Source organism: uncultured Campylobacter sp. (assembly GCF_938045595.1).
GTDB lineage: Bacteria > Campylobacterota > Campylobacteria > Campylobacterales > Campylobacteraceae > Campylobacter_B.
The window spans coordinates 1-13,706 of sequence record NZ_CALIBB010000098.1; the positions used below are offsets into that span (position 1 = coordinate 1).

The window sequence follows — 13,706 nt, forward strand, 5'->3', positions numbered from 1 at the left end:
CGCGGCGGGCGAAACTGTTTCCGCCGCGTTTTAAATTTAAAATCATACCTGAAATTTTGAATGAAATTTTATTATAAAAAAACGGCTAAATTTTAAAATTTTATCAAATTTAGTCGCGAGATGAGGCGCTTATTATCTTTCGTAGAAGCCCGCTATGACATCTTTTGACTTCATTTTATTTACGGGATCTTCTTTACCGTTCGTGATAAGTTTAAATTTATCAGACAGATTTACGCTTTTACCCTCATTTACGATAAAATTTAGCTCGATAGCAAGCTTTGATGATCCGCCTTCTTTATGTCCGAAGCTCGCGTCCAATTGTTCTGCTGTTATTTGCGAGTAATAAACGGCTGCTTTTAAGCACTCTATAATAAAGTCTATGTAGATTTCGGTATCGCTTTCTTTTAGTATCTCCCCTTTTAATTTGTCGTCGCAATCTACCGACTTCCATTCCTCCTCAAAAATTCTATTTTGCCTTTGGTTTTTAAGCGTTTCTTGAAATTTAGCTTCGTTTAATTTGCAGTGTTCTTTTGCCAGCTTAAACAAACCCTGCGCGTCGTAAGCCTTGCCCTCATAAAAAGTCATAACCCTTTTTAAAGATGAGTCTAGCATCTCTTGTTTATATGATTTAAGCCTCTGCTCTATATCCACATCACAGAGCATCTTAACCGTCTTTAATCCGCCGTTCTCCTCTTTGCTCCAGGTGATATTTTTGCAGATTTTCGAGCCTTCGATCGCCGCGCCGATACTCATAGATTTAAAGTCGGGAAGAGTGTAGTTTTTGACAAGCTCCACATCGTTATCGCCGCATCCTGCAAAAATCAACGCCGCAAGCGCAGCGCCTAATGCGTATTTCATACTCGCTCCTTCAAGAAAAGTTAACGAGCAATGCTACCCATCTCTGTTTAATAACAGATAAATTTAGAGCTGAAATTTGAGATAAATTCGCAAAGCGCTAGAGATCAAGAATACAAAAGTAAAATTTGATGAAAGAATTCGGCGAGAGAGGGAGGGAATCGAACCCCCCGGAAAACGGTCAACCGCCCTCCTATCGGATTTGAAGTCCGCAGACGCCACCAGGTCGCCATCCTCTCCAAATGCGGCAATTATAGCGAGATAAAATTTATTTAGCTTTAAAGAGGCTAAATTTTAAGCTCTTTCGGCTCATTATTAGCGACGGCAGGATTATGAGCGCGCCTAAAAGCAGTAGGCTCATCACCAGACATATTAGCAGCCCGAAGTAGATCGTAGGCCAGAAATTACTCATCATCATCACGCTAAAGCCTAGAATGATCGCAAACGACGTATAATACATCGCGTATCCGATACTTGCGTGGCTCGCGCGGATTGCCGCGGCCTCGTCGCCCAGGCGCGCAAACTCCCGTTTGTAGCGGTAGATGTAGTGGATGACATCGTCTACGCCGATACCGATGCTAATCGCCGCTATCGTAATACTCATGATATCCAGCGGAATGCCTGCAACCCCCATGATGCCGAAGCAGGCGCAAAGAGGGATCAAATTTACGACGATCGCGATAAGAGCATATGAAAATGAGCGAAAGATGATCACGAAAAGCACGAAAAGCACGAGCACCGTGATACCCAGGGTGTCTATCTGCGAGCTCATTAGGCTTTGAAGCATATTGTTGTAAAGCACCATTATACCGCTGATCTGCGCGCTTGCCTGCTCGCCCGCGAGCAAAGAATTTAGCCCGCTTTGCAGATCTTTTAGGAATTTCGCTCTGCGTAAGCGCGGATCGCTGTCTATCGTGCGGACGCTAAAGTGCGCCTCATTCGCTTCGATATTCACAAAGGGCGAAAGCACCGTCTCGCGGTAGTTTGCCGGTATTTCAGAGTAGATTAGAGCAAGGCTTAGATCATCCAGATCGCGCCCTTGATTAATCTGCTTGCCGAGCCTTAAAAGCGATGCGAGCGAGCTTACGTTGCCGATAAACTCGTGTCCCGTGACGTTTTTGTCCTTCAAAAAATCATCTATTTTGCCGATGATACGCATCTTTTCGGATGTGAACCAATACTGCGGCTTGTTTTCGTTGGCGGCGTATTCGGCTTCAAAATCGCCAAAATCGTCGCTCGCGGTGGAATTTTGCTCTAAATTTACGGTGTGGGTTTGATCTGAATTTGCGGCGTCGCTTGGCTGCGCTGCCATAGCAGAGCTTTGCTCGGTAAAATTTTGATCATTGAAATTTTGCGCCGCGGCAACGGAACTTTGAGGTATAGAATTTCCTGCAATAGAATTTTGCGCTGTGGCGGTAGAATTCTGTGCAGCGGAATTCTGCGCGATAGAATTTTGCCCCGCGGGATTGGAATTTTCACCGTTCTTAAAATTTGCGCCGCCGCTTGCGGAATTTTCACTCTCGCTAGCGGGATTTGCGCCGCCCGCACTTTTAAATTTAACGACGATATCAAGCGGGATCGTTCCGCCCAGATTGGTATCGATGACCTCCATACCCGCGCGGATATCGGTGCTTTTTTTGAAGTAGCCGATGAAGCTGTTTTCGACGCGCAGCTGCGAGATACCGTATAGCCCGAAGATCACCGCCGCAGCGCACACGCCGTAGACCGCGCCTCTGCTACGTAGCGCCGTTTCGGCGCACCAAAGCGTAAATTTAAAGTGCTGCTCGAAGCTGCGGTTATTGTGCGTACGCGGCAGAAGCGACATAACCGCGCCGAATACTCCAAATGCCGTAACTAGAGAGATACTGATGCCTACGCTCATCATAATTCCCAGAGAAATTACGGGCTTTATATCGCAAAAAATTAGCGACATAAAGCCGATAACGGTCGTAAAGATCGCGAAAAAGCAGGGTCTTGCGCGCTCGCGCAGCACCGCATAAACGAGCTGGCGCTGCGAAAATGCGTGAAAGCGCGCGCTAAACTCGCGGTAGGCGACGATTAGGTGGATACAGACCGAAACCGTTATGATGAGTTGAAGCGCTATGAAATTTGAGCTAATCACCGTGACCTCAAAGCTCAAAAAGCCGAATAATCCCGCTGCAAGCACGACCGAATACGCGCAGATGATGAGCGGCAGCAGGATAAATTTCGCCTGTCTAAAAAAGAGCCAAAAGCAAGCTAGCAGAAGCACCAAGGCGCCGAGTCCGTAGGTCGCCAGATCCGAGCGGACGTAGCCTACCATATCGTCGGCGATCATATTCAGTCCGCCCAAAAATAGCCGATCGCCCGCAAATTCCTTCTCAAAGCCCGCGATCAGCGCGCGCAAAGCCATAATATCTCGGTGATCCTTTTCGCGCAGCTCGTCGCGGTAGGATTTAAAATTTTGCTCTGCAACTTTAAGCGCGTCTTTAAGCTGTGAAATTTGAGCCCCCGAGCGGTTGGCCTCATGCTCTGCTTGCTCTAGAGCGCTTTTAGCTCCGTCTCTTAGGTGCAAAAGCTCCTCGTAGCGGGTCTGAGGCTTTAAATTTATCAAAATTGCGGTAGTGCGAAAATCGGCGCTTACTAAATTTGATGCGTAAAAGGGGCTTGTGGCAAACTCGCGCCTAGCCGCGGTTAAATTTACGTCCGCGTCGGTAAGAGTGGGTATGTGCTTAAGCAGCTCGCTCATACCCTCGCTTTTGTTTAGCAAAAGCGGCACGTTGGTGATGTCCGTGACGCCGGCGACGAAATCAAGCTTGGAAAAAGCCGCATCCATCTGCGCTATCTTGCGGATCGTCTCGGGCGCTAAAAGATCGCCCGCGGGAGTGTATGCAAGCACCAAGAAATTCGGCGTTTCGTAGCGCTTGGATACTTCGCGCCAAATTTGAAGGTCTTTGTCATTATCTAGTAGAAGCGTCTGGCTCGAAGCGTCGATCTCGAGCTTTGTGGAGTAATATCCGAAAAAGAGCGCCAGCGCCGTAAACAGCGCAAGCGTGATTTTCGGAAACGCGACGATTAGGCGAAAAATTTTTTTCAAATACCGCTCTTTTGGGCGTGCCACTATTCGCCGCTATTGATGACGGTGGAATTTAGCCGCTTTATGAGCTCGTCAAAGCCCAAGCTTTGCGTTACGTCGCCTAGCTGCGAGCGGTAGGTCTGAATTAGACTAACACCCACGATATCGACGTCGTAGATGCGCCAATCGGCGCCGTTAGGATAAAATTTAAAATCTATGTCGTAGTTTTTCTGCTCGCCGATGACCTGCGTTTTTAGCACGCGGCGCTTATCGCTCGGGCTTTGTTTGCTTAGCACCTTCATATCCTGATCGGTATAAAGCGAAAGTTTTTCGATAAACGAGCGCTTAAGATGCGCTTCGAAAGCTTTGTTAAATTCCTCGATCTGCGCGGGGCTAAGGCTAGCGTAATGCTTCGCAAGGGAGAGCTTCGCCATCATCTTATAATCAAAATAGCCGTCAAAAAGTGCAAAAATTTTCGCGGGCTTTGCGTCTTTGGGCGCGCTGCTTCGCATAATGCCTACGGCCTCGGCGACCTTCTGGCTCATCACCGGCTCGATATCCGCATCGCTAATAGCGTGCGCCGAAATCAAAAGCGCTCCGCAAAGCGCTAGAACTTTTAAAATTTTCATTGTTATTCCTTTATTAGTTTTTCGCGATTTTGCTCGTAAGCATCGCGTAAAAATGGATACAGATCCACCGCATCTTTGGTCATTTTTTCATAAAATTTAGGATCGCGCGAGTAGTCGTTAAATATTCTAAATCCGTTGACGGAGTTTCGCACCGTGCCATCTTTAATATAATTTATCGGGTTTGAAAAATAATCTCCTACAAGTCCAGCTGTATCGCGTAGATTGCTTTGCCCCAAAATCGGCCAGACGATGTGAGGACCTGCCGGCACGCCCCAATACCCGAGCGTTTGCCCGAAATCCTCGTCGTGGCGTGGAATTCCGTAGTATTTGCCTGCCATATCATTAAGCCCGCCGAAGCCGACGGTCGAATTGATCAAAAACCGCTTCGTCTCGTCCCAAGAATTTTCAAATTTACCCTGCAATAGGTTGTTTACGAGCCTCATCGGATATAAAATATTATAGAAAAAATTTGAAAACGCGCCCTGGATCGGATCGGGCATTACATAGTCGTAACCGCTGGCTACGGGGGTTAATATGTATGAGTAAAATACGTCGTTGAAGCTCGTCATAACGCGGTTATAGCCGCTAAGCGGATCGAAAACCTCACGCTGCGCGAACTCCTCGTCAAAACCATCCGTATCGCTAGGCGCTACGTCTTGCTTTTGCGAGCAACCGCAGAGTGCCAATGCCGCGGCTAAGAATATAATTTTTATAAATTTCAAATTGTGACCCTTCTTTATAAATCAAAGTGGCGATTTTACAAATTTAAAGAAATTTTGTCAATAAGGGTAAAATTTTGTATAGAATTTCCCTCTTTATAGCGCAAAATAAAGCCTGCGGCTCTTTAAGAAATATATCAGAGGATATATTATAAAATCACGCGAAAGTAAATAAGAAAGGATAAAAATGGACGCAAAATTTGCTTTGGAATTCCTACTTGGCAAGGAAACATCGCTTCTAGCCAAGCACATTAAGCTGCTTAAGGCCGTAGATGAGACTAAAAGTATTACAAAGGCCGCAGAGATCGTAGGAGTGTCGTATAAAAACGGCTGGGACGCGCTAAATTTAATCAACAACGCGAGCAAAAAGCCGCTCATCGTCCGCACTCAAGGCACTAAGAAAAATAGCGGCTCGGAGCTTACCCCCTACGCTCACAAGTTGATTCGCGCCTATGATGCTATCAGCCACGCAGGCGAGACGTTTTTGAGTGAAATTTTAAAGCTTGACGAGATTACCGAAGAGAGCCTTTTAAGCTTAGAGAAGATCGGTATGAAGCTTTCTGCACGCAATCAGCTAAGCGTTGAGATTACGGATGTTCAAACAGGCGCTGTAAATTCTCAAATCACGGCTAAACTCGCAGGTGGCGAAATTTTATGCGCGACGGTAACCGTAGAGAGCGAAAAAAATTTAGGGCTAAAGATGGGCAAGGATGTGCTGTTTTTATTCAAAGCCCCAAGCGTCATCGTCGCTAAAGGAGCCTCGGAGAAGCTAAAACTTAGCACGACGAATAAAATCAAAGGCACGATTAGCGAGGTCAAAATCGGCGCGGTAAACGCAGAGATCTGTCTAGGCACAAGCTCGCACCAAAACATCACCGCGATCATCACGCGAGAATCTGCCACCGCGATGGCTCTAGGAGTAGGAGATGAAGTAACGGCGATCATCGAGCCTAGCGAGATCATTATTGGCGCGTAATAGGGTGAAATTGGGAGCGCAAAATTTTAAAATTTAAGGCGTAAATTTAAAATTTTAGATACAATTCGATTCTCGGCGAGAGCCGAAGCGAAAGGCATAAAATGAAGTTGAAAGCAGTGCTTTTAGGAATTTTAACGGCAAGCGCGCTTAGCGCAGGCGAGGTCAGCATCGCAGCTGCTGCGAACACGACGTATGCGTTTGACGAGATCAAGGCAGAATTTGCCAAGCTGCATCCGCAAACCACGCTAAACGTGAGCTTGGGCGCCAGCGGTGCGCTTAGCACGCAGATCAAAAACGGCGCGCCGTTTGATATTTTTATGGCGGCGGATATGAAATTTGCAGACGATCTGCATAAAGAGGGCTTTGCGACGGCGCCTGCCAAAACCTATGCAAAGGGCAAGGTCGCGATGTTTAGCATGCGCGGCGTAGATCTTAGCAAGGGGCTTGAAGCTTTAAAAGACCCTAGCGTCAAAACGATTTCGATAGCAAATCCAAAGACCGCTCCTTACGGCACCGCAAGCGTACAGGCCTTCCAAAAAGCGGGAGTTTACGATGAGATCAAAGGCAAAATCGTAGAAGCAAAATCGATTGGCGAGGCTCTTTCGCAAGCGCTTAAAGCTTCCGACGTCGGCTTTATCGCGGCCAGCGCGATGTATGCGCCTAAGATGGCAAAGGACGGCTGCAACGGCAAGCCTTGCAAGCAGGGCGAAAATTTCGTCTTGGTCGACACCAGCCTCTACGAGCCGATAGCTCAAGGCATGGTCGTGCTAAACCGCGCCAAAGATAATGCAGAAGCCAAGGCGTTTTATGATTTTATCCTAAGCGATAAAGGCAAGGCGATCTTTGCTAAGTACGGATACGAGTTTTAATGATTAGAGCGAGAATCAACGAAATTTTACAAAAAGACGGCATCCATTCTGTAGGATTTATTGCAGGCGGCATCAAGCTGCGCGGCGTATTTCTGCAGCTAAGTAGCGAGCTTAAGGTGGGCAGTGAAGTTTACGTGGGCTTTAAAAGCACCGATGTGCTTTTATCTCGCGAAGCTCTAAGTGGCGTATCTAGCGAAAATGAAGTTCACGGCAAGATTACGAGCCTAAGCTTGGGCGAAATTCTATGCACGCTTAGATTTGAAGGCAAGATAAGCTTTGATGTGCTCATTAGCGCGCATTGCGCGCAGGAGCTTGCTTTACGCGAGGGCGACGAGGTTTTCGCATACATTAGCGCCACTGCGATATATATAGAAAAATATGATAACGATTGATTGTAAGAAAAAAATCAGTGATGATTTCTCGATTGATGCTCGCTTAGAGATTAACAAAGGCTCGTTTGTATGCCTATATGGGCGCAGCGGCAGCGGTAAGACTACACTGCTGCGCATTTTGGCGGGATTTTTGCGCGCAGATAGCGGTAGTATAAAAGACGGCGATCGTGTGCTGCAAGAAGGCAATGAATTCTTAAGTGCGGGCAAGCGCAGGATCGGCTTTTTGTTTCAAGACTACGCACTTTTTGAGAATATGAGCGTGACGGGCAATCTACTTTTTGCCAGAAACGATCCGCAAAAAGCCACAATGCTGCTTGAAATTTTAGAGCTTAGCGAGTTTGCGAAATCCGGCGTCGAGGGTCTTAGCGGCGGACAGAAGCAGCGCGTGGCACTTGCTCGCGCACTGATGCAAGAGCCTGAAATTTTGCTACTTGACGAGCCGCTTTCGGCGCTTGATTTTACGATGCGCGAAAAAATCCAAGAGTATTTGCTAAAGATCCACGAGCAGTTTCATCAGACCGTGATTTTAGTAAGCCACGACGTAAGCGAGATTTATAGACTTTGCAAGCGGGTTTATGAGATGAAGGACGGCAGGATCGTCCGCACCGGTACGCCGGAGGAAATTTTTCTTAAAACTAGCGGCTCTCAGAAGTTTTCTTTCGCGGGCAAGATTGTCGATTTGCAAGCACGCGACGGGGTCAAAGTGGCTGTCGTAGCGATCGGCAGCCAGCTGTGCGAAGTGGTGCTAAGCGGTGCAGAAGCCGAGGGCTTGCAAGTAGGCGACGAGGTCAAAGCGGGTGCCAAAGCCTTTAATATCACTCTGCGTAAAATTTAAACTTTTTGGGCGTGCCTGGGTGAGAAATTTCAACTAGATTAGAGATTTAAATACAGGCTTTTATGGAATTTAGACGAGGGATTTTGCGAAATTTTAGCTAGATTTGTCCGTAAAATACGGGGATATTTTAAAATTTCATTCGCATCGCGCTTAGATTTTGCAGAAATGCAAAAATTTAAACGCAGGCTAGAGTAAAATTGCAATGCGAGCCTAGATAGCGTGGGGAAATTAAGCTTTAAATTTTAGATTTTGCGCAGGCAGGCGCCATTAAATTCCTTCTTTGAATTTATTGATTGGCGCAGTGAGTTGATTTATAAATTTAACGACTTTTGATTTGCTTTTCGGCAGGAGTTGCGCGAATTCTATCATGCGATCTTGGTAAAAAATTTAATGTGAAGCTTCGCAAAAACTTAAATTTTTAGATTTAGAATTTTGCCTGGATTTTGTGGCTTGGAAATTTTAAAAGCTCTAGCAGCTCGAAGCTTGCGTGCTAAACTCGCTTAATAATCTATGACAAGATTTCATTAACCCGGCTCTTGTAGGTTTATACGAAATTTTAAAATTTCGTTTTGTCGGTCTCAATGAAATTTCGCTAGGTCGTTCGGAAGGTGTCGTTTAGCCTATCTTGCGTGAAATTTGCGCTCAGATGAATCCTGCCCGTTCAAGTGTTAAAGCCTATGAAGCTTTTTAGAATTTTAGCTTGGCAAATTCGTGGTCTTAAAAATTTGCCAGCTTGGGTAGAGCTTAAAAGCTCGGCGGAATTCGCACGCCTGAAGGAATTTATTAGCCAAGCACTTTTATAAATTCCGCCCAGTTTGGCTTGCACGGAATTTCCAAAATTTCATTTGGCTAAAGCTCTTGCGCAGCTAGGTCTGCGCAGAATTTTTCAAAATTTCATTTTGCAAGGCCTTATGACTATGAGGTTTGCGCAAATTCTATCCAGCTTTGCCTCTAAATTTTAAAGCAGAGCTAGGCTTTTAAAATTTTATAGTTTGGGCCCAGCGGCTCGGCTCGGAGGATAAATGTTCGAAATTCTAAAGGGGCTCGATTACACGCCGTTTCTCGTTTCATTAAAGCTTGCCAGCTTGACGACGCTCGCGTTGTTTATCATCTGCGTGCCGCTTGCATTTTTTATAGCGAGAAAAAATTTCCGCGGCAAAAGCGTGATCGAATCGATCATCTCGCTTCCGCTCGTGCTGCCGCCTTCGGTGCTAGGGTTTTACCTGCTCGTTTTTCTCTCGCCGTATTCGGTGCTGGGGGAGTTTTTCGACAAACATTTCGGGCTTCGGCTCGTATTTAATTTCAGCGGGCTCGTGATCGCGAGCTGTATCTACTCGCTGCCGTTTATGTTTTCGCCACTGGTTTCGGGCTTTCGTTCGCTTCCGCGCTCGCTTTTTTGGGCGTGCGACTCGCTTGGCAAGGGCTATTTTTCCAAGCTGTTTCGCGTCGCGTTGCCCGCGATACGCCACTCCCTGCTTAGCGCCTTGGTGATCTGCTTTGCGCACACGATGGGCGAGTTCGGCGTCGTGCTGATGATCGGCGGCAGCGTGAGCGAGCAGACCAAGGTTGCCTCCATTGCGATTTATGAAGCGACTGAGACGCTCGATTTTGCGCAGGCTCACGCGTATTCGGCGCTGATGCTGCTCTTTAGCTTTGCGGTACTTTTGATTATGCATTTTTTGGGCGCAAAGGGCGCGAAAATACAAGCTTAAATCGGCTTTAAAACGAAATTTGCTAAAATCCCGCAAAATTTGGAATTTGGCATGAAAAACAAAAAAGACTTCGTTACCGAAAGATTTAACGCCGCCTTGATTCTAGGCGCTGCGCTGCTTACGCTTGTAGTAGTTTGCGAGATTAGCTTTTTGCGCACTAGGATCGCTACGCAGCTTGATTTGCGGACGCGCACGGCGATTACTTTACTTAAAAATACCGACGAGTCGCTTTTTAGCGAGCTTGAAATTCTAAAAGAAACTATCCTTTCTTTGGACGCAAGGCATGAGGCTGCGCAAAGCGAGCTTTATGCGGATTTGATCCGCAACGTCGTAAAATCTTCTCATAGATTTGACGCTATTTTTTATCTGCGCGCCCGCGGCGCGAAGCAGGAAAGCTTGGCGCATTTTTCATCGGATGCGCGTATTTCGGATCTTGGCGAGATACGGCTTGCGGATATCGCAAGCGAGCTAAAAAAGGATGAATGGGTATCGCGCTATATGATGATGGACGGGGCGTGGCGGTATTTTTTGATCAAGCGCGTAAACGCTGATTCATATCTACTAGGCTTTGCCAACACTGCTAGGCCGATTGCCAGGCTCTCTTCGCTGGGAGATATTTTGGTCTTTAACGCCGAAGGCAAATTCTTTAACGCTCCTGGCAGCGTAACCGATATATTAGGGCAGGATTTTGATTTTTCGCGTCTAGGCGAAGTGGTAAGCTTCGAAGACGAATCTGGGCTAAGCTTTGCCTATCTTGCGAAATTTGGAGATAATTTCGTAATGGCTCGCGAACGAGCCGGCTATTTTTTGGACGCGGACGATTTTATCGTTGTAGCGCTGGCAGTAGCGATTTTAGCTTATTTAATCCTTCTAATTTCAAATTTTACGTTTTTAAAAAAGCGCGTTTTTATCCCGCTTGCAGCAGTTCAAAACGCTCTGCGCCAAGGGGATTACCACTCCAAAATTCGCGATATAGAAGCGCTAAATCCGCTAAGCTCCGTCTTAGAAATTTCTAAATCCATAGACGAGGTTTTGAAGTCTAATTTGCGCCACGGCGATTTTAGCCTCAGCTTTAAAGATGCGCTAAAATACAGCTCTCTTTCGGTGCTTAGCATCGATAACGTCGCAGGCACGATCGAAAGCGCTAGCAACGGCGCACGCGAGCTTTACGGCGATGACGTCGTAGGACGGAATATCTTCGCGCTGCAAGCAGGCTCGTTTTACGATCACGCCTATCAAACCCAGCGCGCAAACTATGTCAAAGAAAACTATGTCGTAACCCGCCAAGAGACCAAAAATGGCGTCAAAGATCTTTATGTTAAAAAATCTTATATCCGCGACGGAAGTAAAATTTCAACCCTTTTTGTGGTACTGGATGCGTCAAAATATCGCAGATTTTACGATGAAACTAAGCAAAAATATGAGTATTTAAATCACGCGCCTATCGTTACGCTCGTGTTTGACTACACTTCGGGCAAGATCGTAGATGCGAGCAAAAATATAAAAGAGCTTTGGGGCTACGAAGCGGCGCAGTTTTTAAGCGGCGAGATAAGGCTATGGGATTTGCTGGATGAAAAGGATGCGAATGAGGCTAAAAATGAAATTTTAAACCGCTTAGCCGATATGCCCGCAGAAGAGCTAAGCTTTTCTCAAAGCTATAAAATTCGCCACAATGACAATATCCGCTATAGCTACGAAGTGAGCATCTATGTCAAAAAGTCCGCCGCCAGGGCTGCGTTTTATTTTCAAAATATCGATGACGATGTTAAGGCGATCCGCGGCTTGCAGGAGGATTTGGACTTTTACCGCACCGTAATCGAGACTAGGAATTTTTGCACCTGCTTAATCGATCTTGACGCGCAGACGCTGTCGTTTGATAAAAATTACTTTAAAATTTTAAAATATCGCGGCAAAAGGCTAAATACTGCGATGAGCTTCGGGGAGTTCAGTTATGAAATTTACTTCGCGGATTTAGAGAATTTCAATAAAATGATCCGCGAATGCACCGCCGGGCTTAGGAGCGATTTTAGCTGCGAATTCCGTCTGCGAAACGCCGCTAATGCCTATACTTGGATCAGTATGCAAGGCTACGTCACCGAAAAGCACGGCTCTCGCTCTCGCCTTGTAAAAACTACGCTCGAAGATATTAGCTCGCGCAAGCAGACGGAGCTGGAGTTAAATTTAAACGCCAACGTCTTTTCGCGCTCGCTAGAGGCGATCTTAATCACAGATGAGAGCGGTCGCGTGCTGCGCGCTAATAACGCCTTTTATGAAATCACCGGCTATAGCGAAAGCCAAACTATCGGCAAAATTCCAAATTTCTTCGCTCCTACAGAGGGCGGGGCAGACGTGATGGAGAGGATTAGAAAAAATCTCGTCGGCAAACAGACCTCTTACAAAGATGAAATTTACGGACTAAAAAGAGGCGGCGGCACCTTTCCTGCGCTATTTACGGCAATTGCGATAAAGGATGATTTTTCGCTTACTTCAAATTTCATTCTGATGTTTACCGAAATTTCGCAGATCAAGCAAAAAGAGAGCGAGCTAGCCAAGATCGCCCATCACGACGCGCTTACCGGGCTTCCAAATAGAGTGTATTTTATGAAGGCTGCGCAGAGATTTACCGCAAACTCGGGCGAAAATTCCAAGCTTATGGCGGTGCTTTTCATCGATTTTGACGGCTTTAAGGCGATCAACGACACCTACGGGCACGAGGTCGGCGATATGTTTTTGCAGGCTATCTCAAAGGCGATGAGCGGGCTACTGCGTAAAGGCGATATCTTGGCGCGTCTAGGCGGCGATGAGTTTGGCGCCATCATCGGCGATCTGCAAAGCAAGGATGCCGCGCATGTGCTATTAGATCGTCTGCTTGGAATTTCAAAGATGAAATTTAACCTCAAAGGCAACGAAATTAGCGCAAGCATCAGCGTTGGCGCAGCGTTTTACGACGGCAGCGAAAAGATCGATTTTCCAGGACTTTTATCGCGCGCCGATAGAGCGATGTATCGCGCTAAAACGAGCGGCAAAAACCGCTACTGCATCTTTGAGCGCGCCGAAGCAGACGAACCTAGCGAGGAAGGGATTGCTGCGGCGATCGAAGAGGGGGAGTTTTTCGTGCTCTATCAGCCGATCATTAGCGGCGCGCAGATTTACGGATATGAGCTGCTTTTACGCTGGGATCGCGGAAAGCGCGGAATTCTTGCCCCGCAGGATTTTGCGCAGATATTAAGCGAGCCGCGATTTGAGTTGCCAATCTCAAAATTTGCGTTTTCAAAGATGATGGAATTTAACGCTCAAACGGGCGCAAACTGCTCCATAAATGTGAGTCTAGCCGTGCTTACAAACGACGAATTTTACGATTTCGTAGCTCACAGCTTGCGAGACAGGGCTAATGCAAAAGGCGAGTTGATGTTTGAGATAACCGATTTTAGCGAGCAAAATTTTAAGGAATTCGCCCCTGCGCGTGGGCGTTATGCAGATCTTGGGGTTAAATTTGCCCTTAATAGTGCAAATAAAAGCAATATTCCATTCTTGAATGCCCAGCCTTTCGATATCGTTAAAATCGACCGCGAGCTCTGCCTTGACATAGGCAAGAAAAAAAATGCTATCCGAACGATGGTGGAGGTCACAGGCAAGCTAAAGCGGGAGTTTGGATTTGCTCTCG

The 13,706-nt window shown here is 46.6% G+C and carries 10 protein-coding genes; 6 read left to right on the forward strand and 4 right to left on the reverse strand.

The features are described from left to right. Nucleotides 1-132 precede the first annotated feature (132 nt). From Q0340_RS04145 to Q0340_RS04160, 4 genes are all read right to left on the reverse strand, one after another. Nucleotides 133-858 carry a hypothetical protein gene (locus Q0340_RS04145; RefSeq protein ID WP_298082280.1) on the reverse strand — a complete coding sequence of 242 codons (726 nt, stop codon included), beginning with the start codon at nucleotides 856-858 and terminating at the stop codon, nucleotides 133-135. Nucleotides 859-1,123: 265 nt separating this feature from the next. Next, on the reverse strand, nucleotides 1,124-3,931 hold the full coding sequence (locus Q0340_RS04150) for an MMPL family transporter (RefSeq protein WP_298082281.1): 2,808 nt from the start codon (nucleotides 3,929-3,931) through the stop codon (nucleotides 1,124-1,126). Nucleotides 3,932-3,954: 23 nt separating this feature from the next. Further along, entirely contained in the window at nucleotides 3,955-4,539 is a 585-nt protein-coding gene (locus tag Q0340_RS04155; RefSeq protein ID WP_298082282.1) for an ABC transporter substrate-binding protein, read from the reverse strand. A gap of 2 nt (nucleotides 4,540-4,541) precedes the next feature. Then, on the reverse strand, nucleotides 4,542-5,261 hold the full coding sequence (locus Q0340_RS04160; protein WP_297924655.1) for a VacJ family lipoprotein: 720 nt from the start codon (nucleotides 5,259-5,261) through the stop codon (nucleotides 4,542-4,544). 184 nt (nucleotides 5,262-5,445) lie between these two features. Between Q0340_RS04160 and Q0340_RS04165 the strand changes: the two genes are divergently transcribed. The 6 genes from Q0340_RS04165 to Q0340_RS04190 form a co-directional block, all read left to right on the forward strand. Then, the gene (locus Q0340_RS04165) at nucleotides 5,446-6,234 is read left to right on the forward strand and encodes a TOBE domain-containing protein (protein ID WP_298082283.1); all 789 of its coding nucleotides are present in this window, start codon (nucleotides 5,446-5,448) and stop codon (nucleotides 6,232-6,234) included. 101 nt (nucleotides 6,235-6,335) lie between these two features. Then, a complete protein-coding gene (gene modA, locus Q0340_RS04170; RefSeq protein WP_298082284.1) occupies nucleotides 6,336-7,103 on the forward strand; it encodes a molybdate ABC transporter substrate-binding protein in 768 nt (255 codons plus the stop codon). Further along, nucleotides 7,103-7,495 carry a hypothetical protein gene (locus tag Q0340_RS04175; RefSeq protein WP_298082285.1) on the forward strand — a complete coding sequence of 131 codons (393 nt, stop codon included), beginning with the start codon at nucleotides 7,103-7,105 and terminating at the stop codon, nucleotides 7,493-7,495. Before modA ends, Q0340_RS04175 begins: the two co-directional genes overlap by 1 nt. Then, the gene (locus Q0340_RS04180) at nucleotides 7,482-8,330 is read left to right on the forward strand and encodes an ATP-binding cassette domain-containing protein (RefSeq protein WP_298082286.1); all 849 of its coding nucleotides are present in this window, start codon (nucleotides 7,482-7,484) and stop codon (nucleotides 8,328-8,330) included. The genes Q0340_RS04175 and Q0340_RS04180 overlap by 14 nt, the downstream gene beginning before the upstream one ends. A 1,022-nt stretch (nucleotides 8,331-9,352) precedes the next feature. Then, nucleotides 9,353-10,042, forward strand: coding sequence for a molybdate ABC transporter permease subunit (gene modB / locus Q0340_RS04185; RefSeq protein WP_298082287.1), 690 nt, complete (start codon nucleotides 9,353-9,355; stop codon nucleotides 10,040-10,042). A 51-nt stretch (nucleotides 10,043-10,093) separates the two neighbouring features. Beyond that, nucleotides 10,094-13,706, forward strand: a 3,613-nt coding sequence (locus tag Q0340_RS04190; protein ID WP_298082288.1) for a diguanylate cyclase, incomplete at its 3' end; no start/stop codon positions are given.

What these genes read in the sequence shown, in the direction of transcription:
- Q0340_RS04145 (WP_298082280.1), bottom strand. Translation starts at nt 858, where the DNA reads ATGAAATACGCATTAGGCGCTGCGCTTGCGGCGTTGATTTTTGCAGGA.
- Q0340_RS04155 (WP_298082282.1), bottom strand. Translation starts at nt 4,539, where the DNA reads ATGAAAATTTTAAAAGTTCTAGCGCTTTGCGGAGCGCTTTTGATTTCG.
- Q0340_RS04165 (WP_298082283.1), top strand. Translation starts at nt 5,446, where the DNA reads ATGGACGCAAAATTTGCTTTGGAATTCCTACTTGGCAAGGAAACATCG.
- modA (WP_298082284.1), top strand. Translation starts at nt 6,336, where the DNA reads ATGAAGTTGAAAGCAGTGCTTTTAGGAATTTTAACGGCAAGCGCGCTT.
- Q0340_RS04175 (WP_298082285.1), top strand. Translation starts at nt 7,103, where the DNA reads ATGATTAGAGCGAGAATCAACGAAATTTTACAAAAAGACGGCATCCAT.
- Q0340_RS04180 (WP_298082286.1), top strand. Translation starts at nt 7,482, where the DNA reads ATGATAACGATTGATTGTAAGAAAAAAATCAGTGATGATTTCTCGATT.
- modB (WP_298082287.1), top strand. Translation starts at nt 9,353, where the DNA reads ATGTTCGAAATTCTAAAGGGGCTCGATTACACGCCGTTTCTCGTTTCA.